Annotated in this window: 18 protein-coding genes and 2 pseudogenes; 10 read left to right on the forward strand and 10 right to left on the reverse strand. The window is 64.8% G+C overall.

Annotated elements, in window-relative coordinates; translation table 11 throughout:
* Positions 1 to 18: 18 nt before the first annotated feature.
* Positions 19 to 774 (forward strand): annotated as a pseudogene (locus tag LWC34_RS04060) (IS256 family transposase); the annotation flags it as partial.
* 338 nt (positions 775 to 1,112) lie between these two features.
* Here the strand turns inward: LWC34_RS04060 and LWC34_RS04065 are convergent.
* The 5 genes from LWC34_RS04065 to LWC34_RS04085 all read right to left on the reverse strand — a co-directional run bounded on the left by LWC34_RS04065 (position 1,113) and on the right by LWC34_RS04085 (position 6,210).
* Positions 1,113 to 2,024, reverse strand: coding sequence for an LLM class flavin-dependent oxidoreductase (locus LWC34_RS04065; protein ID WP_233723048.1), 912 nt, complete (start codon positions 2,022 to 2,024; stop codon positions 1,113 to 1,115).
* Positions 2,025 to 2,097: 73 nt separating this feature from the next.
* Positions 2,098 to 3,234 (reverse strand): acetyl-CoA acetyltransferase, encoded by a 1,137-nt coding sequence (locus tag LWC34_RS04070; protein WP_233723049.1) that lies wholly within the window; start codon positions 3,232 to 3,234, stop codon positions 2,098 to 2,100.
* Positions 3,231 to 3,632, reverse strand: a complete 402-nt coding sequence (locus LWC34_RS04075) for a Zn-ribbon domain-containing OB-fold protein (RefSeq protein WP_233723050.1) — start codon at positions 3,630 to 3,632, stop codon at positions 3,231 to 3,233. The genes LWC34_RS04070 and LWC34_RS04075 overlap by 4 nt, the downstream gene beginning before the upstream one ends.
* Positions 3,629 to 4,600, reverse strand: coding sequence for a cyclase family protein (locus LWC34_RS04080; protein ID WP_233723051.1), 972 nt, complete (start codon positions 4,598 to 4,600; stop codon positions 3,629 to 3,631). The genes LWC34_RS04075 and LWC34_RS04080 overlap by 4 nt, the downstream gene beginning before the upstream one ends.
* A complete protein-coding gene (locus tag LWC34_RS04085; protein WP_233723052.1) occupies positions 4,597 to 6,210 on the reverse strand; it encodes an AMP-binding protein in 1,614 nt (537 codons plus the stop codon). The genes LWC34_RS04080 and LWC34_RS04085 overlap by 4 nt, the downstream gene beginning before the upstream one ends.
* A 120-nt stretch (positions 6,211 to 6,330) precedes the next feature.
* On the opposite strand from LWC34_RS04085, the gene LWC34_RS04090 reads away from it, so the two are divergent.
* From LWC34_RS04090 to LWC34_RS04110, 5 genes are all read left to right on the forward strand, one after another.
* Entirely contained in the window at positions 6,331 to 7,146 is an 816-nt protein-coding gene (locus LWC34_RS04090; RefSeq protein ID WP_233723053.1) for an IclR family transcriptional regulator, read from the forward strand.
* 148 nt (positions 7,147 to 7,294) lie between these two features.
* Positions 7,295 to 8,659 carry an MFS transporter gene (locus LWC34_RS04095; RefSeq protein ID WP_233723054.1) on the forward strand — a complete coding sequence of 455 codons (1,365 nt, stop codon included), beginning with the start codon at positions 7,295 to 7,297 and terminating at the stop codon, positions 8,657 to 8,659.
* 14 nt (positions 8,660 to 8,673) lie between these two features.
* Entirely contained in the window at positions 8,674 to 10,029 is a 1,356-nt protein-coding gene (locus tag LWC34_RS04100; RefSeq protein ID WP_233723055.1) for a RidA family protein, read from the forward strand.
* Positions 10,026 to 10,709: a flavin reductase family protein gene (locus LWC34_RS04105; RefSeq protein ID WP_233723056.1), complete on the forward strand. Its 684-nt coding sequence runs from the start codon at positions 10,026 to 10,028 to the stop codon at positions 10,707 to 10,709. The genes LWC34_RS04100 and LWC34_RS04105 overlap by 4 nt, the downstream gene beginning before the upstream one ends.
* On the forward strand, positions 10,706 to 12,001 hold the full coding sequence (locus LWC34_RS04110) for an MFS transporter (protein ID WP_233723057.1): 1,296 nt from the start codon (positions 10,706 to 10,708) through the stop codon (positions 11,999 to 12,001). The genes LWC34_RS04105 and LWC34_RS04110 overlap by 4 nt, the downstream gene beginning before the upstream one ends.
* Before the next feature lie 270 nt (positions 12,002 to 12,271).
* Here the strand turns inward: LWC34_RS04110 and LWC34_RS04115 are convergent, their stop codons facing one another.
* Genes LWC34_RS04115 through LWC34_RS04125 form a run of 3 tightly spaced genes read right to left on the reverse strand, consistent with a single transcriptional unit; the run spans position 12,272 to position 14,373 of the window.
* Positions 12,272 to 12,601: a hypothetical protein gene (locus tag LWC34_RS04115; RefSeq protein WP_233723058.1), complete on the reverse strand. Its 330-nt coding sequence runs from the start codon at positions 12,599 to 12,601 to the stop codon at positions 12,272 to 12,274.
* Positions 12,567 to 13,217 carry an SDR family NAD(P)-dependent oxidoreductase gene (locus LWC34_RS04120; RefSeq protein ID WP_233723059.1) on the reverse strand — a complete coding sequence of 217 codons (651 nt, stop codon included), beginning with the start codon at positions 13,215 to 13,217 and terminating at the stop codon, positions 12,567 to 12,569. The genes LWC34_RS04115 and LWC34_RS04120 overlap by 35 nt, the downstream gene beginning before the upstream one ends.
* Positions 13,144 to 14,373, reverse strand: coding sequence for an MFS transporter (locus tag LWC34_RS04125; RefSeq protein WP_233723060.1), 1,230 nt, complete (start codon positions 14,371 to 14,373; stop codon positions 13,144 to 13,146). Before LWC34_RS04125 ends, LWC34_RS04120 begins: the two co-directional genes overlap by 74 nt.
* 188 nt (positions 14,374 to 14,561) lie before the next feature.
* Here LWC34_RS04125 and LWC34_RS04130 point away from each other — a divergent pair.
* The 3 genes and pseudogenes from LWC34_RS04130 to LWC34_RS04140 form a co-directional block, all read left to right on the forward strand.
* Positions 14,562 to 15,240 (forward strand): annotated as a pseudogene (locus LWC34_RS04130) (IS256 family transposase); the annotation flags it as partial.
* Positions 15,241 to 16,109: 869 nt separating this feature from the next.
* Positions 16,110 to 16,535, forward strand: coding sequence for an XRE family transcriptional regulator (locus LWC34_RS04135; RefSeq protein WP_233723061.1), 426 nt, complete (start codon positions 16,110 to 16,112; stop codon positions 16,533 to 16,535).
* A 52-nt stretch (positions 16,536 to 16,587) separates the two neighbouring features.
* Entirely contained in the window at positions 16,588 to 17,106 is a 519-nt protein-coding gene (locus LWC34_RS04140; protein ID WP_233723062.1) for a hypothetical protein, read from the forward strand.
* Positions 17,107 to 17,266: 160 nt separating this feature from the next.
* Here LWC34_RS04140 and LWC34_RS04145 read toward each other — a convergent pair whose 3' ends face one another.
* Positions 17,267 to 18,016: an SDR family NAD(P)-dependent oxidoreductase gene (locus tag LWC34_RS04145; RefSeq protein ID WP_233723063.1), complete on the reverse strand. Its 750-nt coding sequence runs from the start codon at positions 18,014 to 18,016 to the stop codon at positions 17,267 to 17,269.
* 49 nt (positions 18,017 to 18,065) lie between these two features.
* Here LWC34_RS04145 and LWC34_RS04150 point away from each other — a divergent pair, with 49 nt between their 5' ends.
* The gene (locus LWC34_RS04150) at positions 18,066 to 19,172 is read left to right on the forward strand and encodes an MAB_1171c family putative transporter (RefSeq protein ID WP_233723064.1); all 1,107 of its coding nucleotides are present in this window, start codon (positions 18,066 to 18,068) and stop codon (positions 19,170 to 19,172) included.
* A gap of 613 nt (positions 19,173 to 19,785) precedes the next feature.
* Here the strand turns inward: LWC34_RS04150 and LWC34_RS04155 are convergent.
* Positions 19,786 to 20,136, reverse strand: a complete 351-nt coding sequence (locus tag LWC34_RS04155) for a hypothetical protein (protein ID WP_233723065.1) — start codon at positions 20,134 to 20,136, stop codon at positions 19,786 to 19,788.
* Between the last annotated feature and the right edge of the window lie 108 nt (positions 20,137 to 20,244).

The following is a 20,244-nucleotide window of genomic DNA, read 5'->3' on the forward strand; positions in this document are numbered from 1 at the left end:
TTCGGTGAATCCAGGATGGACGCGTTGACGATGAAAGTCCGGGAGAACGGGCGGATCGTCAACGTGCACGCCCTGATCGCCACCGGGGTGAACAACGACGGGCACCGCGAGGTGCTTGGCCTGGACGTGGCCTCGCAGGAGGACGGCGCCGGGTGGCTGGCGTTCCTGCGCGGGCTGGTGGCCCGTGGCCTGACCGGGGTCTCGCTGGTCACCAGCGACGCGCACACCGGGCTGACCGCCGCGGTGGCCTCGGCGCTGCCGGGCGCGTCCTGGCAGCGGTGCCGCACTCACTACCTGCGTAATCTGCTGACCAAGGTGCCGAAGTCGGCGCAGCCGGGCGTGGCCACGCTGGTGCGCACGATCTTCGATCAGGCCGACGCTCAGACAGTGCGTGAGCAGTTTGGCAAGGTCGCCGATTCGCTGGCCGACAAGCTGCCGGCCGCGGCCGAGCATCTGGACGCCGCCCGGGACGAGTTGCTGGCATTCACTGTGTTTCCGCGTGAGTTGTGGAAACAGCTCTGGTCCAACAACCCGCAGGAGCGGCTGAACAAGGAGATCCGCCGCCGCACCGATGTGGTCGGGATCTTCCCGAACCGCGCGGCGATCATCCGTCTGGTCGGCGCGGTGCTGGCCGAACAGACCGACGAATGGGCCGAAGGACACCGCTACATCGGGCCGGAGTTGTTGTCCCGCAGCAGAATGCACCTGCTACCCAACGACGACACGGCCACGGAAACCAAAGAAATCATGGCCACCGAGACCATGACCGCCTAAAGTCCACACTGGATCACGCGGAGCCTTCTCTTACACCACTCCGCAGGGCATGACCCTCCCGGTTCGAACGTAACGATCGCTTGAAAAACGTGGTCATGTAGGATCGGCCGCTCCGGCCCCGTCACTTTACGACCTGACTCTGGGAAGGATCGACCCGCAGGAGCTGCGCCGAACTGATTCGCAGGGTCCGCCTGCGCTGAGCTTGGGTAGACCGTGAGCCTCAAGCACGCATCCCGGGGCTTGCGACCGAGCCAGACTTTCACTGAGGACCGTACGCTCGACGAACTTGCGGCCGGGATGCTTCGCCCGGGGTGGCGCATCCTGCAAGGCGTAGGTCCTCAGCTCAGTTGTGGTATCACGTCGGTGATCAGTTGTTCTAGCTGCTCGTGCTCGTCGAACATGGGGTTGAGCACGATGCTCTCTGCGCCAGCGTCGGCGACTTCGCCTAGCCCTCGGATCACGTCATGGGCGGTGCCGTAAACCGCGACCGAGGTGATGTCGCCGCGGTTGTAGAAGGACTCGAGCATCTCGCCCGTGCGGGCGTGGGCGCGTTCGACGTTGTCGTCAAGGGCCACATACACCCGCTTGGCGAACTTGAAGTCGGGGCGGTCGAACTCGACCATCGCCTCGCGGGCGATCTTGACAAGGTCCACGAACCGGGCGGTGGTCGCGGATCCGGCGCCGATGAAGCCGTCGCCCAGCTTGACCGCGCGGCGCACGGCGTTCGGGTGGTTGGCGCCGAACCAAATGGGCGGGTACGGCCGCTGCACCGGCTTCGGCTCCATCTGCCCGTCTTCAAGCTGCCAGAATTTGCCGTCGAAGGTGACCGACGGCTCCGTCCGCAGCCGCTTCATCACCTCAAGGCCCTCGGTGAAGCGGGTGACCAGATGTTCCGGGCTGGAGTCGAAGGCCGCGAACGGCTGTTTCTTGCCACCGATCCCCACGCCGACGTCGATCCGGCCGCCGCTGAGCTGGTCCAGCGAGGAAATGCTCTTGGCCAGGTGCACCGGGTTGCGCAGCGGCGTCACGAACACCGCGCAGCCGAGCCGGATCCGCTCGGTACAGGCCGCGGCGTACGCGAGCAGTTCGAGCGGGCTGATCACCGGCTTGGCGCCGATAACCGACTTGCTGCCAAGGATCTGCTCCTGCGTCCACGCGCACTCGAAACCCAGATCTTCGGCACGGTGGAGGAAGCGGCGCACCTCATGCGGGTCGGTCGCGAATTGCGGAATGGCGACAGAGAAGCGCATACGTTACCTCTCAACATGTAGCTCTGTGGGAAGTATGGCGACCGGGTTTGGTTCTAGCCTGTCCCTGCTGGTATTACCCAACTCCGAGTACCGCGGTGGCGTGGGCCGCGAGGGTGAGTCCCATGCCGTGCACGAGCGACACGGACGCGTCCTGCCTTTGCCGCGCACCGGCTTCGCCACGCAACTGGCGGACGGCTTCGGTGATCAGGAACATGCCGAGCATGCCCGGGTGCGTGTACGAGAGGCCGCCGCCGTTGGTGTTGAGGGCGAGCGAGCCACCCGGTGCGATGTTGCCGTCCTGGACGTACCGGCCGCCTTCGCCTTTGGGACAGAAGCCGAGATCTTCCAACAGGATAAGCAAGCTGATGGTGAACGCGTCATACACGTGCGCCGTGTCGATGTCGGCGTGGGTGACCCCGGCCATCCGCATAGCGCGTTCCGCGCTTCGGGTCGCCTCAGTGGTTGTGAGGTCCGGCATCTGCGAGATGTTGCGGTGGTTCGAGGCTTCGCCGGTACCGAGCAGGTACACAGGCGGTTTCGGCAAGTCACGCGCCCGTTCGGCTGACGTGAGGACCACGGCCGCCCCGCCGTCGGTGACCAAGCAACAGTCGAGCTTGTGGAGTGGGCTGGCGATCAGGGGAGAGCCGAGTACGTCGTCGACGGTCAGTGGTTTCGGGTATGGCGCGTCCGGGTTGAGCAGCGCCCAACTCCGGGCGGCCACGGCGATCTGGGCGAGTTGCTCGCTGGTTGTGCCGTATTGGGCCATGTGCCGGTGCGCGATGAGACCGAAGCTCCCAACGGGATGCAACAAGCCATACGGTTGCTCGTAAGCGAGCCAGTCGGCGTTGCTGACCAGTTTCCCGTGATCGCTGCGCTGGGTGCTTCCGTAGCAGACCAATGCGACATCACAGAGTCCCGCCTCGATGGCCGCGGCGGCGTGCCCGAGATGGGCGACGAAGGAGCAGCCGCCGAGCGCCGTCGAGTCGGTGAACCTCGGCTTGATCCCGAGGTGTTCGCTCATCGTCAGGGTCGGCATCGCGTAGTACGACGACGTGGTGAACAGACCGTCCACATCGGACAATTTCAGTCCGGCGTCGTCGAGGGCCCGTTTCGAGGCCACCGCGGCGAGGCTGGCCGGTGAGCGCCCATCGGTCTGGAACGTGTCCACTTCAGCGATGCCCGTGATGGCGGTCTTTCCGCGAATGCTCATTTCGACTCCCTCACCCGGCGAAAATGTGGAACCGTGAAGTCGTCCAGTTCCTTGAACACCGCTTCGACGCGCATCCCGATCGTCACGTCGTCCGCGTCGGTAAGGTCGGCCAGCAGCCGGAATCCTTCGTCGAGATCGACAAGGACGAGCGTCATCGGTGTCCTGTCAGCAAAGTACGGGTGACCAGCCCGGTGCTGGACCGTGTAGCTGTAGACCTTGCCAACGCCGGCGGAGTCGCGCAGCCGGAGAGTCTCGCTGCCGCAGATCGGGCATACCGCACGCAAATAGAAAACCGTTGACCCGCACGTGTCGCAGGTCTGGTATGTCAGCCGGTTCTCCTTCGCGGCTTGGAAGTAGACCTGTTCCTCACCGCGCGGAGTGGGGTTCGGCGCCGTCACTTGATCGCCATCGGGTTCACGGGTGAGCCGACCGCGCGGCTGAACGGCAACGGCGGTGCGCAGAAGAAGAACTCGTATTGCCCGTCTTCGGCGCAGTCGTCGGCAAGGGTCTCCAGATCGAAGATCTCACCGATGTACAGACCCATGCCAACCAGCATGATGCAGTGCAGCGGCTGGAAGACGTCCGGTGTCTCGTTCGGCAGCACTTCCATGCCCCATGTGTCGGTGGCGAGTCCGGCGATCTCGTGCTCGGCCACCCATGGCACGCTGGAAAGTCCCATCCCGGGAGCGGGTCCGCCGGCGTAGTCGCCCCAGTTGCCACGCCGTGCTTGCAGTTGTCCTGTTCGGACAAGCACGAAATCGCCCGTGCCCACCTCGACTCCCTGGCTGCTGGCACAGGCTTCGAGGTCCTCGGCGGTGATCGCGTAGCCGGGCTCGAGCGCATCGACGCCCTTCGCCCGTGCGATGTCCAGCAGCACGCCACGTCCGGCGATACGGTCCGCGGCCTGTGCGATGTCGTTGCGCGTTGCGCCTTTACTGGTGACGTCGGTTGGCGAGTAGCCGTTGTACATCTTGCCGTCGAACATGATGTGCGCCAACGCGTCCCACTGGGTGCCCGACTGCAGTGGCATGATGATGAGGTCGTCGGTGCCGCGACAGTATCGGTCATTGCCGCCGTAGAAGTCGTCGACGATGGTTCCGGTGGCGATATCGTTGCCATCGCGGAACATCAGGTGCATCGGGTTGAATCTGCCCATGCCGCCGCGCTGGGGCCCGTTGGAGTCAAAGGGCAGCGCGAGCGAGAACCGCTTGCCTGACTTGATTGTCGACGCCGCGCGCGCGACGAGTTCCGGCGTGACGTGGTTGAGCGTGCCGACCTGGTCGTCGGCTCCCCAGCGTCCCCAGTTGCTGTGTTTGGCGAACAGTGCGCGCACGGTCTCGACGTCCGGCGTGGTCACGGTGGTCATGCTTCCTCCGAGCTACGGGATGCGGACAGCCGGGTGGCGGCCTCGCCGATGTCAAAGCGTTCGCCGCGGGCGTAGTCGCCGCTGCGGAGCCGGTGTTTTTCGATCTTGGCGGTCGGGGTCATCGGAATCTCGGTGACGAACTCGATGTAACGCGGAACCTTGAAGCGGGCCAGCCGTTGCGTGCACCACTCGATGAGTTCGGCGGCGGTCGGTGTCGTGCCGGGCTGCGCGACGACAATCGCGCAGATGTCCTCGTCGAGCAGGTCGGAGGGCACACCGATCACCGCGGCCTGCCGGACGGCCGGGTGCGCGTCGAGCGTCTGCTCGACTTCAAGGGAGGAGACGTTCTCACCACGCCTGCGGATGATGTCCTTCACCCGGTCGACGAAGTAGAACCAGCCGTCCTCGTCACGCCAGGCACTGTCCCCTGTGTACAGCCAGCCGTCTCGCAGCGCTTCCGCGGTGCGTTCGGGATCCCTGAAGTACCCACGCATCATCGCGGCGTTCCGCACGATCAGTTCGCCCACTTCGCGCGGGCCGACCTCGTTGCCGTTCTTGTCGACGACACGCGCTTCGGTCCTGGGCACCGACGGGTCGGGGTGGTGCCGGGGGATGCCCATCGTGCCCGGCTTGCGTGGTACGTCACGGGGTTCGAGCAGGCCGTATGTCGTCTCACTCATCCCGAAACCGGAAACGCAGTCCAGCTTGAATCGCTGCTCCACCTCTTCCCGGACGTGCTGGGGGAGTGCTGGCACGCCGTACGCGACGCGCACCTCATTGTCCGAATCAGACGGTGACGGCTCGCTCTTGCTCATGATCACGGCCATGGCGCCGATGAAGTTGAAGACGGTGACCCGGTGCCTGCGCACCTCCGGCCAGAACCCGCTGGCGCTGAACCGAGGCGCGAGGACGATGGCGCCCTCCGCGCCGATGGCGCCCATGGTGGAGTACGCCTGCGAGTTGATGTGGAACAACGGCAGGCAGGCGTAAATGCGGTCGCCTTTGTTCATGCCCATCCAGTACGGATACGCCTGGCCGGTCAGCACGTAGTTGCGGTGCGTCTGCATGACGCCCTTGGGCCTGCCGGTGGTGCCTGAGGTGTAGATGAGCGAGATGACGTCGTCGCCGGCCAGGTCCACTGTGGCACCCGGGGCACGGTCGACCTGGGCCATGGCCGTGGTGAAATCGCTGAACCCGCCGTCGGCCGCGCCAAGGGTGGATACGGTCCGCAGTGACGGCGCGGTCTGCTGGATCGTGTTGAAGAACCCGGTGTGTCGCGGGTCGACGAGCGCGGCGACCGCTTCGGAATGCTCGACAAGATAACCGGCCTCGGCCAGCTTGAACCCGGTGTTGATCGCGACAAGGATGCCGCCGATCTTGGCGAGGCCGAGCCAGGCGTGCAGGAATCCTGGCGAGTTGTCGGCCATGAAGGCGACGCGGTCCCCCTTGCGCACGCCCAGCTCCCGCCAGACTGCCGCGGCGGCGTCGACCTCGGCGACGAAGTCCGCGTAGGTCTGTTCCTGGTCCTGCCAGATCAGGTACGGCTGGTCCGGGTTGCGTGCGGCGGCCTCCTCAAGGAAGTCGCGGACGTTGAGTTTGTCGAGATCCACCACGCCTCCATGTGTCTCGAACAGCAAGACTGTGTCTCGAAAATTGCATGATGCTCTCGCCATGTCAAGGCTCTAAGTGAGACACTGTCTGGCATACGTTCGACAGGGAGAGGAAGTCACGTGACAGTTGAGGAGAGTGGTGCCGCAGTGCGCGACCGGTCGGACGACAACCGGGCGGGCCCAGGTCGTCCCGGTGTCCTTGACCGTGCGGTCGTGCTGCTTGAGCTGGTCGCGGAGCACGAAGGGGGAGTCGGTGTCCGGGAAGCGGCCCGGCTGACCGGGATCGATCGCAGCGCTGTCAGCCGGATCCTTGCCCAGCTCGAAGAACTCGGCTGGGTCGAACAGACCGGCGAGCGAGGCGTGTACTCGACAGGGCACCGCCTGTTCTCGCTGGTGGCGGTGCTGCGCGACCGGGACAGCCTGTCGAACGCGGCAAAGCCGATCATGCAAGAGCTCGTCGACACGTACAACGAGTCGTGCTACCTCGCCGTCCGGCAGCACCACCGGCTGGTCTTCCGGGACAAGATCGACTGCGACCAGACCATCAGGTACGTGCTTGAACTGGGCAAACCGTTTCGGCTGACCACCGGCTCCGCGGGTGCCGCGATCCTGGCGGGGATGCCGCAGAGCGAGGTCGAACTCGTCTTTGCCGAGGGTCTCGAGCGCTACACGCCGAGCAGCATCACCGATATCGGCGAATACCGCGAGACGCTCAAGCGTGACCGTGAGCTGGGCTATTCGGTCAGTCACGGGCGCTGGATACGCAACGGCGCCGGCATCGCGGCCCCGTTCTTCGACGCGAGCGGGTCTTGCGCTGGTGCGGTGACGTTGAGCCTGCCCGGGTACCGGCTTGATCTGCTGCCCATCGACAAGGTCGGTCACGCGGTCGCTGATGGTGCGCGGCGGCTGTCTCGGCGTCTCGGCTATCTTGGGTGACGATAATGAGACAGTGTCTTGACATTGCCAAGGGCGTTCCTGACACTACGAGGGCGCTTGGGGCCTAGCCCGCACGATCGCGAGGGACTTGTCCCCATGGGCCAGCCGAGCGGCTAACCACTTGACCTGCTCGCCAGGAGGTGTGCCCATGACCGCGTCAGCGTCGACGCCGCTACACCGGGGAGAACCACGTGCGATGCGGCGCATCGCGGTGGCCGGGGTAGCTGCGACGACAGCCGAATGGCTGGACTTTTATATCTACACAACGGCCGCCGCTCTCGTGCTCGGTCCCCTGTTCTTCCCGGCACAGAACGCGGCGATCGGCACCATCGCGGCTTTTGGGACGCTCGCAGTCGGTTTCCTGGCCCGGCCAATCGGCGGGATCATCGCTGGTCACCTCGGTGACCGCTGGGGCAGGCGCCCGACGTTGGTACTGGCCATGGTGGTCATGGGCGCCGCGACCACGCTGATCGGTGTGCTGCCCACGTACGCTTCGGCGGGAGTGCTTGCCCCGGTGTTGTTGGTGGTGCTTCGGCTCATCCAAGGACTGGCGGTCGGTGCCCAGTGGGCTGGCAGCGTGCTGCTGCTGACCGAACACGCCCCCGTGCGACGACGAGGTTTCTACGGCAGCCTTACCCAGTTGGGTCTGTGTCTCGGTGCCGCGCTGGCCAATGGCATCTTCCTGTTGATGTCCGCCCTGCTGTCCGATGAGGACTTCCGGTCGTGGGGCTGGCGGATTCCGTTCCTCGGCGGGTTCATCGTTGTCCTGTTCGGCATGTACGTGCAGCGCCGGATCGAGGAAAGCCCTGTCTTCCTTCATATGCGGGCCGCGAGCGGCGCCAAGTCCATGGCTGTCCGCAAGCCACTGGTCGAGGTGTTCAGAATACACCGCAAGGCAGTAATCCAGGCTGCGGGCGCGTTCCTCGTTGGCAGCGCGGCGTATTACGCGCTCACCACCGGGATGGTCGACTATGCCAGCCGCGTAGTCGGGCTGCCTCGCAGTACCGTGCTTGCGCTCGTGATGGGCGCGGGGTTCATCCAGGTCATCACTCTGCCGTTGTTCGGTCTACTCAGTGACCACATTGGACGAAAGAAGCTGTTCCTGACCGGGACCGTCGCCATGGGAATCTGGGTGTTCCCGGCGTTCCTCCTGGCCGATACGGGAAACAAGTGGTTGCTCGGCCTCGGTCTGGTGATCGCGTACGTGATCCACTCCTCGATGTATGGTCCGCTCGGCGCGATGTTCGTCGAGATGTTCCCCGCGGAGGTGCGCTTCTCCGGCGCCAGCCTCGGCTACCAGATCGCCTCGGTGGTGGCAGGCGGGTTCGCGCCGACGATCATGGCGGCACTGGTGCTGGCAACCGGGCAAAGCTGGCCAGTGGCCACCTACCTCGCCGTGCTCGCGGTGATCAGCTTCTTCGCCGTCCGCACGATCACCGATTCCTTCCAGCGTGATCTCTTTGCCACCGGTCCCACTGTTGCCGTTGAGCCGCAAGACGTTGCGAACAAGTAAAAGGAGAAATCCCCATGGGGAAGCAGGAAACAGCCGGGGTAACGACGTCAGCCGACGGCCGGGCCAGGCTGATCGGCCCGTACAGCAAGATCGCCGACACCGCGGCCGATCTGGTCTTCATCGGCGGCATCACCCCGCACCTTCCGTCAGGTGCGCTGGTCCGGTCGTTCGACCAGGTCGCGGCCGACGGTAAGAGTGTCTGGCACAACCAGATGCTCATCGACGTGCCCGAGGAGCCCGCCGCGGCGCAGGCGTACCACATCTTCGACGAACTCGGTGCGGTGCTTGGCAGTTACGGCCTCGACATCCGATCGCTCGCGCGGCTGCGGTTGTTCGTCGCCGAACGCGAGAATGTCGCTGTCATCAACCGTGTCGTGCGGGAGCGTCTTGACGGGCACCGGCCGGCGATCAGCGTGGTCCTGGTTTCCTCCAGCGGATTGGACGAGCAGGTCGAGGTCTATCTTGACGCCGTCGCGTACACCGGTGCGAGCGGAGTCGAATACGTCGACGACGGAAACGGCAACACCGCGGCACGCGCCGGTGACTACGTCTTCGTCCCCAACACCACTGGCGCCGAGCCGTTGGAGATACGGTCCCGGCTCGGCCAGTTGCCCGAACACCTCGCCGGACTGGAATTCAGTACTCCCAAGGGAGCTGAGGTGCTGCACCAGTCGTGGACGCTGTTTCAACGGATGGACGCGGCACTCGAGGCGGCCGGCGGCGGCATCGAGGATGTGTTGAAGGTCAACGGCTGGCTGGCGGATTCGATGCGCAACTACGGTCCCGCGGTGCTCGTGCGCAACGCGTTGTCGGAGCAAAACGAGAAGCGGCTGGTGGCCAGTACCGGCCTGAGCATCGGCGGACTTACCGAGCCGGGAGCGCACGTCGGATACGAAAGCGTCGCCTATTCGCCACGCGGCCACGGCGGCGTGAAGGAAGTCCGGTTGCCACAGGCGGACATCGCCCGCTTTTACGTCGGCGCCGTGCAGGGCGGCGACTTGGTGTTCACCTCGGGCGAGGTTCCCATCGACGGGGCCGACCGGCGGCTGATCGACCACAACACGGGTCTGTCCGACGAAGGTCTCCGGCTGTCCTTCGGGCACGTGGAAAAAGACACCGGAATGCGCGCGAGGGCCTGGTACGTCTATCAGTTGCACACCGAGTACCTCAAGGCGTACGAACTTGATCTGACGGACGTGATCCACCAGACCGTGTACCTGAAGGACGCCAGCGAGATGGCGACAGTCGAACGAGTCGGCACGATGTTCTTCGGCTCAATCCTGCCGCCGACCACATTCGTGCCGATCATTGACACGTCACCGTTCCGCGAGGCGGCGATCGAGATCGAAGTCGTTGCCAGGCAGCGATGACGCAGACATCCAGCTCGAAGATCGGGTACGACGTCACCACGTTGACACCGCACCAGAACTACAAGTTGCTGTGCGGCAGCGTGGTGCCACGCCCGATCGCATGGGTGTCGTGCCGATCGCTGGAAGGCATGTCCAACATCGCGCCGTTCAGCTTCTTCAACATCGTCTGCACTGACCCGCCGATGCTGGCGTTCTCGGTGTCGAAACCATTGGTCCAAGGCAAGGCCGTCAAGGACACGTTGGCGTTCGTGCGGCGCAGCCGTGAGTTCGTGGTGAACATACCCACGGCGGAGTTGATCGACGAGCTGGTTCTGACCTCTATCGAGTACGAGCCGGACGTCGACGAGTTCGACGCCGCCGGACTCACCGCGCTGCCGTGCCACCGAGTCGCGGCGCCGCGGATCGGCGAAGCGCCGGTGAGTTTCGAATGCGTCCTGCATTCGGCCATCGATCTCGGCGCCAGCACACTGGTGCTCGGCAGGGTCGTCTACGCGCATTTCCGTGACGGGCTGGTGGCCGAGGACTGCAAGCCGGACCCGCGCAAGCTGCGTCCACTCGGGCGAATGCCAGGACCGAGGTTCAGCACCGAGATGAACATCGTCCTGCGTGCGGCCGCACTGTCCGATCCGGACGCCGGCATCCACTCGACCGTCGTGTGGCACAGGGACGAATCGCGATGAACCAGTGCAAGCGCGCGGCCTTCGGCAGCCTGGCAGGCACCACGATCGAGTGGTACGACTTCTTCATCTACGGTCAGGCCGCCGTACTGGTCTTCGACAAGCTGTACTTCCCAGGTCTTGACCCGTCGACTGCCACGCTCGTGTCACTCGGGACGCTCGGCGTCGGATTCCTGGCGCGGCCGGTCGGTGGCGTGTTGTTCGGTCACTTCGGTGACCGGGTTGGGCGCAAGAGCGTCCTGATCGTCACCCTGCTGCTGATGGGCGTCGCGACCGCCCTGGTCGGACTGCTGCCCACGGCAGCCACGATCGGGGTATGGGCGCCGATTTTGCTCGTCTTGCTCCGGTTGGTGCAGGGCATCGCCGCCGGCGGCGAGTGGGGTGGCGCGGTGTTGATGGCCGTCGAGCATGCGCCGGAAGGGCGGCGTGGCTTGTACGAGAGCCTCCCGCAGCTGGGCGTCCCATTAGGACTCATCGCCTCGACCGGTGTCTTCGCACTGCTGTCCGGCACCATGTCCGACGAGGCGTTACTGGCCTGGGGATGGCGTATCGCGTTCCTTGCCAGCATCGTGGTTGTCCTCGTTGGGCTATTCATCCGGCTCGGCGTCGAAGAATCACCTTCATTCGTCTGGGTGAAGCAACGGTCCGAGCAGGCACGTGTTCCACTCCTCGAGGTTTTCAAGCACGCCAAGTGGACCACACTCCTCACAATCGGCAGCCAGGCCCTGCTGAGCATCGCGTTCTACGTCACCACCGTGTACGTGCTGACGTACGCGCGGGACACCGTGGGCATCTCTCGCACGGAGAGTCTGGCCGCGTTGCTGATCGCGGCGACGCTCGACCTGATAGCCATCCCGTGCTGGGCGGCGATATCGGACCGGACCGGGCGACGTCAGGTCTTCCTTGACGGTGCCATCTGCGCGGCCATGCTGGTGTACCCGATGTTCTGGCTCGTCGACACCGGCGATTTCGGTTCGGTGACGGCTGGGATCAGCTTGATGCTGGTGTGCGGGCACGCGCCGATGCACGCGACGCTGGCATCCTTCCTCGCCGAACAGTTCGTCACCCGGATGAGGTACAGCGCGATTTCCCTGAGTTATCAGATCTCCGGCGCGTTGTGGAGCGGGCCCGCGCCTCTCGTCGCGGCGGCATTACTCGCCGCGACGAGAGGCGTCGAAATACTGGTCGGCATTATGTTTTGCGCGCTCGGGTTGACCGCTGTAAGCGTGCGCGGCCTGCAGGAAACGTACCGTAATCGGCTCGACGACGCGCAACAGTCAGCCGTCGCCGGGTAAGTGTATGTCCAACAGGGACAGGATGAACACGGATCACTGAATCACACTCTTCATGTGCCCTCCCGATACGCCTATCGCACTGTACGGGAGCCCCAACCGGCACGCTGCCCTGTAAGGAGTGGACGATGAGTTTCGTTACGATCAATCCGGCCACCGGTGAGCTCGTCACCGAATTCCCGCTGCAATCCGATGACGAGCTCACCGGTGGCCGGATTGATTGTCGTGAACTTCACTGTCCACTCCTTACCAAGCATCGGATTGCGATAGGTGTTAGCTGGTTGCTTTCGAGGCGCTTTGCCGGAAGTGCGACGCGACGAGTTCGACCTCGTCGAACGCCGTCTGTGGTTCGAAGTAGTCGCCAAGGGCCCGGACGGTGTCGATGTTGTCGCGGATGTCTTCGGGCGTGTGGTCGGGGTTGATGTAACCTTCACCGACCACAATGGCCACGCGGGCGGTTTTTCCTGACGAGGAGCTGTAAATCTCGCCGTTGACCTTTGTGGACCGATGGGCAAGCCACAGCGCTGTTGGCGCTACAGCCGCGGGTGGGGCGACGGGTGTGCGGCCTTCACGGATGTCGGCCTGCCAGTCGTCTGTGGTCACGGCGTCCTTGTCCAGGAAGGCATCGCGGTTGAATCGGGGTCACGGCGAGGGGCGCGATCGCGTTCACGCGGATGTCGAGGTCCGCGGTCTCGTGCGCGAGTCCTTTGGTGAAGCCCGCGACACCCATCTTCATAGCGCCGTACGGCACGGCCGTCGGCATGCCGACGTAGCCGACGTTGGAGGTGGTGTTGATCATCCGGCCGTACCGGTTGGCCAGGAAGATCGGCCACACCGCGTCGGCCATGTAGTACGTGCCATCCAGCGTGACAGCCTCCATGCGTTTCCATTGCTCGACAGTCACGTCCGCGAACGGAGTGTTGTCCATGATGCCCGCGTTGTTCACCAGCACGGTGACCGTGCCGAACGCGGACACCGCTGCGGCGACAGTGCTTTTCGCGCCTTCTTCGTCGGCGACGCTGCGTGCGTGGGCAATGGCGCTGCCGCCGGCTGCACGGATCTCGTCGACGACAGCCTGTGTTGCTGCCGCGTCCAGGCCGTTGACCACGACCTTCGCCCCTCGTGCGGCGAACGCCAATGCGTACTCACGGCCAAGGCCGCGTGCCGCACCGGTGACGATGACGACGTCGTCGTCGAAGCGCATTTCCTGCTGTGCCATCAACTGCCCCTTCCTGCGAGGTTGATTCGTGCTGTCCCGATGAGAAAAGCGCCGAGCAGGTACAAACCCCACCGGTGACCAGCGCGCTGAGCAGTCCGATGTGGTCGGTGAGCAACCCGCCAACGAGTGCGCCGGTACCAAGCCCGGCATGAGCGAGACAGCCGAACGCGGCGGTGACGCTCTCCGGGTGATCAGGGACAGCATCGAACATGAGGGTCTGCATCGCGATCGGGAGCACACCCCACGTGAATCCCCACGCCATCACCGAAACGATCGCGACCGCCGGATTCGACCCGGCCAGAACGAGCACCGCGGCACCGAGCAGACTCGCGCTCCCGGCAACCGCGCCACGCACGGCACGCTGAATCGCCCATCCGCTGACCATCGCCCCGACGAATCCCGCGATGCCGTAAGCAAGCAGGACCGCGCTCAGCTCCGCGCCCTCGATGTGCGCCGAGGTGGCAAGCATTGGCGCGGTGTAGGTGTACGCGGCGAAGTTCCCGCCCCAACCGAGAAAAGTCGCGATGAGTCCGATGTAGACCACTCGTAGCACGCGTGGCACTGCGCGGATTCCTGAGCCTGGCTGTGCCGGGATCGGCGGCAGGAAGACCAGGCGCGCCGCTACGACCCCAACCGCGAGAACGGGCGTCGCCACGAATGCCAGACGCCAGCCCGCAATGTTGCCGGGCAGAGCGCCTGCGGGTAGGCCTGCGACCGCACCTGCGGAGATTTCCGGGTAGATGATCGATGTCGCCCGAACAACCTCCGGCCGCAGCCGCGGGCCGAGCGAACCGCCCACGGCACAGAATCCGCTGACGCCGATCCCGAGCAGGACCCGGCCGGCCAGCAGTCCCTCGAACGCGAACCCGGTCGCGCGGTCGCCGCGACACCACTCGACGCCAGCAGCGATCCCATCAGGACACACAGCACGATCCGCCGACCCATCCGGCCAGGCGAGAGCGATGATGGCCGGCGCGGCCGATGCTGCGGTCAGCCCGGGGACCTTCACCATGAGGCCGGTTTGCCCTGTGGTCACGCCGATGTCCGCTGAGATCCGTGGAAGCAGGGCCAGGGGAAGGAACTCCGTGGTCACCAGAGCGAACACGTCGACCGCGACCGTGACGGCGGCTACATAGGGCGCTGAAGATTCTCGCATGACTGTCTCTCTCGCGGCGAACTGCTCTCCCGAGATTGCTGCAGACATGCGGCATTTATCCAGAGTCCGCTTTGCATACTACTGGCAGGGACACGCTGCCGCATCGCATTCCGAAGACACATTGCATCGTAGACGCAATGGCGGGACTGGATCGAGTGGTGTAACTCCTGATCTTGGAGATGCACCTGATGAGCGACATGATGTCCGGCGTGCCGAACGCTGAGGATGCCGAGAACCTGAAGCCTGCTGCTGGGCTGGATGGGGTGGACGAGCAGTTGATCAATCAGCTGGTCGGCCGGGCGAAGGCCGGTGGGCTGCAGCTGATCGGTGAGGGCGGGGGTGCTGCAGCAGCTGACGAAACGGTTGCTGGAGTCGGCGCTGGACGGGGAGATGACCGATCACCTCGGCTATGACAAGCACGACCCGGCCGGTCGTAATACCGGTAACTCCCGCAACGGCACTCGGTCGAAGACGGTGCTGACCGATGTCTGGCCGGTCGAGATCACCGTGCCGCGTGACCGCAATGCCAGTTTCGAGCCCAAGATCGTCGGTAAGCGGCAGAAACGGCTGACCGGGGTGGACGAGATGGTGATCTCGCTGGCCGCTAAAGGCCTGACCACCGGGGAGATCTCCGCGCATCTGGCCGAGGTGTACGGCGCGGAAGTGTCTCGGCAGACTATTTCCACGATCACCGACAAGGTGATCGAGGGCATGGTCGAGTGGCAGAACCGGCCCCTCGACCCGGTCTATCCCGTGGTCTTCATCGATGCCATCCATGTCAAGGTGCGCGACGGGCAGGTGGCCAACCGGCCGATCTACGTCGCGCTGGCGGTCACCTGCGAGGGACGCCGCGACATCCTCGAGCTGTGCACAATCCGCGACAGAAAGTAGCGCTGGCGGTGTTGACGTCGCGTCAGTTGCTGGTGCAAGGTAATTGCTGAATGGAACGAGGCGGTTGCGACGCTGTTCGCTGCGGTGATCGTTGTAAGCGTCCTGACGGGCACCAACTTGTAGCTGCTCGTGCGCTACACCGGGGCGGAGGTAAAACCCCGGGCGCTCCGCATCACTCTGGGGATATCGGCCAATCGGCTCGACTCCGCGTTGGTGGCGATGCTAGGCCTGCTGGGATTACGGGCGTTCGAAACCCGCGCTGCAGACTTCAGCGACATCGGCGATGTGTCCGGTAGGCTGCTTCGCTACTGCACTCGGGGCCAGCCTGCGCTGTGGTAAGGCAAGGCGACTGTTGAGAGTGGACAACGTTGCGTCCGGCTGTGGTGGCGGAGCGGGAGTCAAATGGGTGCTCGTTTGATAAGTCCATTGAGGACGGTAGTGCGACGTGACTTGATGGCAACGGCTTCACGCCTCGTGCCGGGACACTGGTGGGAATCGGGTGATCGTTGTTCTCGGGCTTGGTGGGGCCAGCGCTGGTTGTAGTGTTGCTGGTACTCGGCTCGGCGATATGCACTACTTGCCAGGGCGCGGCGTGTGGCCGCTCGGGTCCGGAGTTGCGGTTGATCGACAGCAAGGGTGATCACGTCGGCCATGGTGGCGTCGGCCAGCCGAATAGCGTCGTGACCGAGCCGTGGTTGCAGCCGTCGGCACGCCTTGGAAGGCCCAATGCGGCGGCCGTCATATGACCTCCTACCGCGCGACGAAGGTGAGCCCGATGGCTGACCCTGCTACACTTTGGCGCGGTATTCATTCCAGTGAACGTGGGGACTGGAGTTGGACATCTCATGAGGTCGGCAGATCACGGCTCGGTCGCTGCCAAGATCAACGCCTTGATTGAAGAGCGGTGGCGCAGCGCGTCCAAACCGCCTGGCAACGCGGCGATCGCCAAGGCGATCCGCGACGAGACGGGGCTGTCCATCTCCACCGGCTACCTGTGGATGTTGCGCACCGGTCAGCGGGCAAACCCGACCGGCCCGCGCCTGCAGGCGTTGGCGAAATTCTTCGGCAAGCCGCCGGCCTATTTCCTCGATCACGAGGTCACCAACGAGGACATGGAGCTCGCCGCCGCACTCCGGGCCCGGGGTGTTCGTATGATCGCTCTGCGGTCCGACGGGCTGTCCGAGAAGAGCCAGCGGGCTATTCTTGAAATGGTCGAACGAGCCCGTGAGATCGAGAAACTCGACTCTGGCGATGGCGCGGAGCCGGCGTAATCCGGGCTTTGCCCGTTGTCACGTGATGGGACCGGGTGAGGAGCCCTCGGTGATGAGACAGCGCCAGCTGCGCGGCCAGTGCCTGCGACTGCTCCGCGGGATCCCGATACCGACGCCGTTCTCCGCGGAGGCCATGTGCGAGGTGATCGCCGAACATCGCGGCCGTCGGCTGTACCTGCATCCCATGCCCGAGTTGGATGACGTGGAAGGCGCGCCGTGCGGGATGTGGCTGGCGACTGACGTCGCCGACCACATCTTCGTTGAGCGGCAAACCAGCCCGTTCCACCAGGAACACATCATCTTGCACGAGATCGGCCACATGCTGTGTGGCCATGCGATGCCGGCGCTGTCGGAAACCGCGGTGTCCGCGGAGCCGGGCGATCCCGTCGATCCCGCCATCGTGCACGGTGCGCTGACCCGCACCAGCTATACCAACTACCAGGAAAGGGAAGCAGAGATGGTCGCCACGCTGGTGCTCGAGTCGATCGGCCGGTTGCCTGCCCCGACACCCTTCACCGGCATGCTCGCCGGGCTGGAGCAAGGGATCGGTTACCACCGCACCGGGCACTAGGGCGTGTTTCAAATGCCCGATCGCGATAGCCAGGCCGGATGCGGCCCCTGACGCCACCGCGGCAACGCCCAAAGACAACCAGTATTCGCGGCGTCACCGCGGCGTCGCCAGGAACCACCCCGATCCTGCCTCTCATCGACCGGGACATTCGAAACACGCCCTAGCGCAGGTACGACGCGCCGTTGAGGTCCAGGACGGTACCGCTGGCGAACTCCGCTTGTGGGGAAGCCAGATACAGCACGGCTTCGGCTACTTCCTCGGCGGTGCCGACCCGGCCCAACGGGCTCTGCGCGCGCAGTGACTCACCGGCAGGCCCGTCGAGCACGGGCAGCGCCATGCCAGCATCGACGATGCCGGGTGCGACTGCCGTGACGGCGATGCCACGGTCGCCGAGAGCTACGGCTAGCGACTGCCCGAAGGCTTGCAGGGCCGCCTTGGTCGCGGCGTAAGCCGGAACCGTTGGCATGCCGCGAAAGGCCGCCCTCGACCCCACGTTGATGATCCGTCCACCCTGGTCGCGCATGTGTTGAACGGCGCAGTAGGTGACGTTGGCCGGTCCGATCAGGTTGACCGCGACAATCTGCTGCCAGCCCGCCTGCCACTGTTCATACGAGCAATCGAGGATCGGATGCAGGGGCACGGCGATCCCGGCGTTGTTGACAAGGACGTCCACCCCGCCCAACTGCTCCACCGTCGCCTCGACCAGGGCGCGCGCCTGGTCCGCGTCGGTGAGGTCGGCCCCGTACAGCTGATGTCCGGCACCGGGCAATTCGGCCACGGTGGCCTCCGCGCGCTCCTGGCTCGCCGCGTAGTGCACCATCACACGATCGCCGTTGGTAGCAAAGGCATGCGCGATGGCGGCGCCGATTCCGCCGGAGGCACCGGTTACAAGTACAGCACGACTGTTCACGCTATGAGTATGCTTGGCTGGCTTTCGGTCCCGATCAAAAGGGCGCTTGATGACTCTGGAAGTCTTCGGCATCGCTTGCATGTACGTCGTCACGGTTCTTCGCGCACCGCAAGCGCTGCGGCACCGGCAGCAGCGTGCACTGTGGTTCGCGATGGCGGCGATCGCGATCGCGATGACCCTGCGGCTGGACGACGTCATAGCAGTGCTGCAACACATTGTCGGCAATGCCCACACGGTGGACGTGATCCGCCAGTTGTTCGCCACCTTCGATTCCGCCGCGGTGCTGTACTTCGTCCTGTCCGCCGCGGAGTACCGGCGGTACCAGCGGTGGATTTTCGTCCTCGCCCCCGCGGTCATGGCGGCGTTGCTGGTGCTCGACGTGACGGCGCCGCCGCACACCCGCAACACCGTCACCCTCCCGGGACCACCGGCCGCGTACTGGGCTATCTACTTCGGATTCCTGTTCTTCACGGGCGTGCTTTCCGCCGTGGTGTGCCTGCGCTACAGCCGGCGAGCCGACCGGCGACCCTTGCGCGCCGGGTTGTTCATGTTCGGGCTGGGCATGGGTCTCGCCAGCGTCTTGTGGATCCTGTTCGTCACCTATCTGGCCACCGGCTCGCAGGTTGCCCTGTCGCTGCTGTCACCGGTGACCGGTGTCGAGGCGCTCTGCTTGGCGGCCGGCGTCGCGCTGCCCGCGTACGGCACGATCACCCGGCCGATCAGCGACCGGACGACGTTCTGGCGGCTATGGCCGCTGTGGCGGGACATGGTCGGCGCGGTGCCGAAGGTCGCGCTGAATGAACCCCGCGGCCGGCTGGCCGACACGATCATCGCCCTTTCCGTCCCGGTTCGCCTCTACCGGGCCGTCGTGGAGATCCGGGACGCCATGCTTGTCTTGCGCCACTACCTGTCGCCGGAGGACCAGCAGGCGGCCCGCGAGCACGTGGCCGTGCAACGGACTCCCGACCATCTGGCCGAACCCGCGGTCACCGCCTACCTGATCGCAAGGTCGTTGCGCCGTAGGCGAAGTGGCGATTCTCCGCAAGAACAACCGCTGGCCGAGTTGACCGAACTCGGCGGCGACGATGTGCACGCGGAAATCCGGTTCTTCCGCCAGGTGGCGCGCTTCTACCGCACCTCGACGCCGGCAGCCTGACACTGCCGGACGGCGTCTTCGCACAAACCGACGCGTTGTTGTAACGGTGTTTCTGTTCATATTGGTTGACACCGCACGCCGTCTCTGCCAGGTTCAAGAACCGCGTGTCATTCACTGAAATGAACAATGCGCCAGGCGAGAACCTTGGGGGTGTTCTCGCCTGGCCTCACGGGCGTCGTGAGTGGTTTGACCGGTAGGATCGGCCAAACCACCACGGGGCTGACCAGGTGCGATGCTCCCGCGCGGGTCGCTCCGCTTCCCCTAGCGCGGATTCGCGGCAGATGGAGGACACAGGCGGCGAAGCGCCGTCCAGCAGAGTCAGCTGTCCGGTTTTCCTGGGCCCCAGCCATGTGGCGCCACCAGACGGCCGCACCCGTGGTGCGTGGTGTGCCTTGTCCATTCCCATGAACAGCAGCAGGATCACCCCGTTCCTGGCGCCAGCGGAGACGAAGTCTTCGCTGGCAGCGAGCGGAACGAAGCCGCCATGGCTGAACGGGAGGCCAGTGTCCGGATCGCCAACGTCGTTCCCTTTGGCGATCCGGAAGTAGATCATCGGGCTTCGGATGCTGCGGATGGCGTGATCCCATGAGGAGCCAGCCGTACTGTGGAGTGGTTACGCGAGGAAGTACCGGCAGTCCACGATCGCGTCCGGTAGGTAGGAGTTCTGGGTGTACTGGGCTTGTCCCGGCGGGACGGTCTGCATGCTGTAAAGGGTGCCGCGGTCCCAGTAGGCGACGCACATGTCACGGTCGGTCTTGTTGGAAAACCGGGTCAGGTTGTCGTGGAACTCCGCTGGCAGGTCTCGGTACCAGGCGTAGTAGTCCCCGCCGATGGCGCCGGACCGGCTGAGGTAGGAGTACTGCCCGCTGTCCGCGTGCGCTGCGGCCGGCATGCTCACGGCGACGCCCGCTGCGACCGCGATGGTGGCGAGGACGGCTCGCACTCGGTTTACCCCCATCGCCAAGAAACTCACCTCGTGTCGAATCGGATCGATGTCGACACTTACCGTGTCCGTGTCCTTGCTCCACTGTCAACTTGCTTCAGCTATGCCTGAAGCCCTTTGTGTTCACGA

The organism is Kibdelosporangium philippinense, assembly GCF_021390435.2.
Taxonomy (GTDB): Bacteria; Actinomycetota; Actinomycetes; order Mycobacteriales; family Pseudonocardiaceae; genus Kibdelosporangium; species Kibdelosporangium philippinense.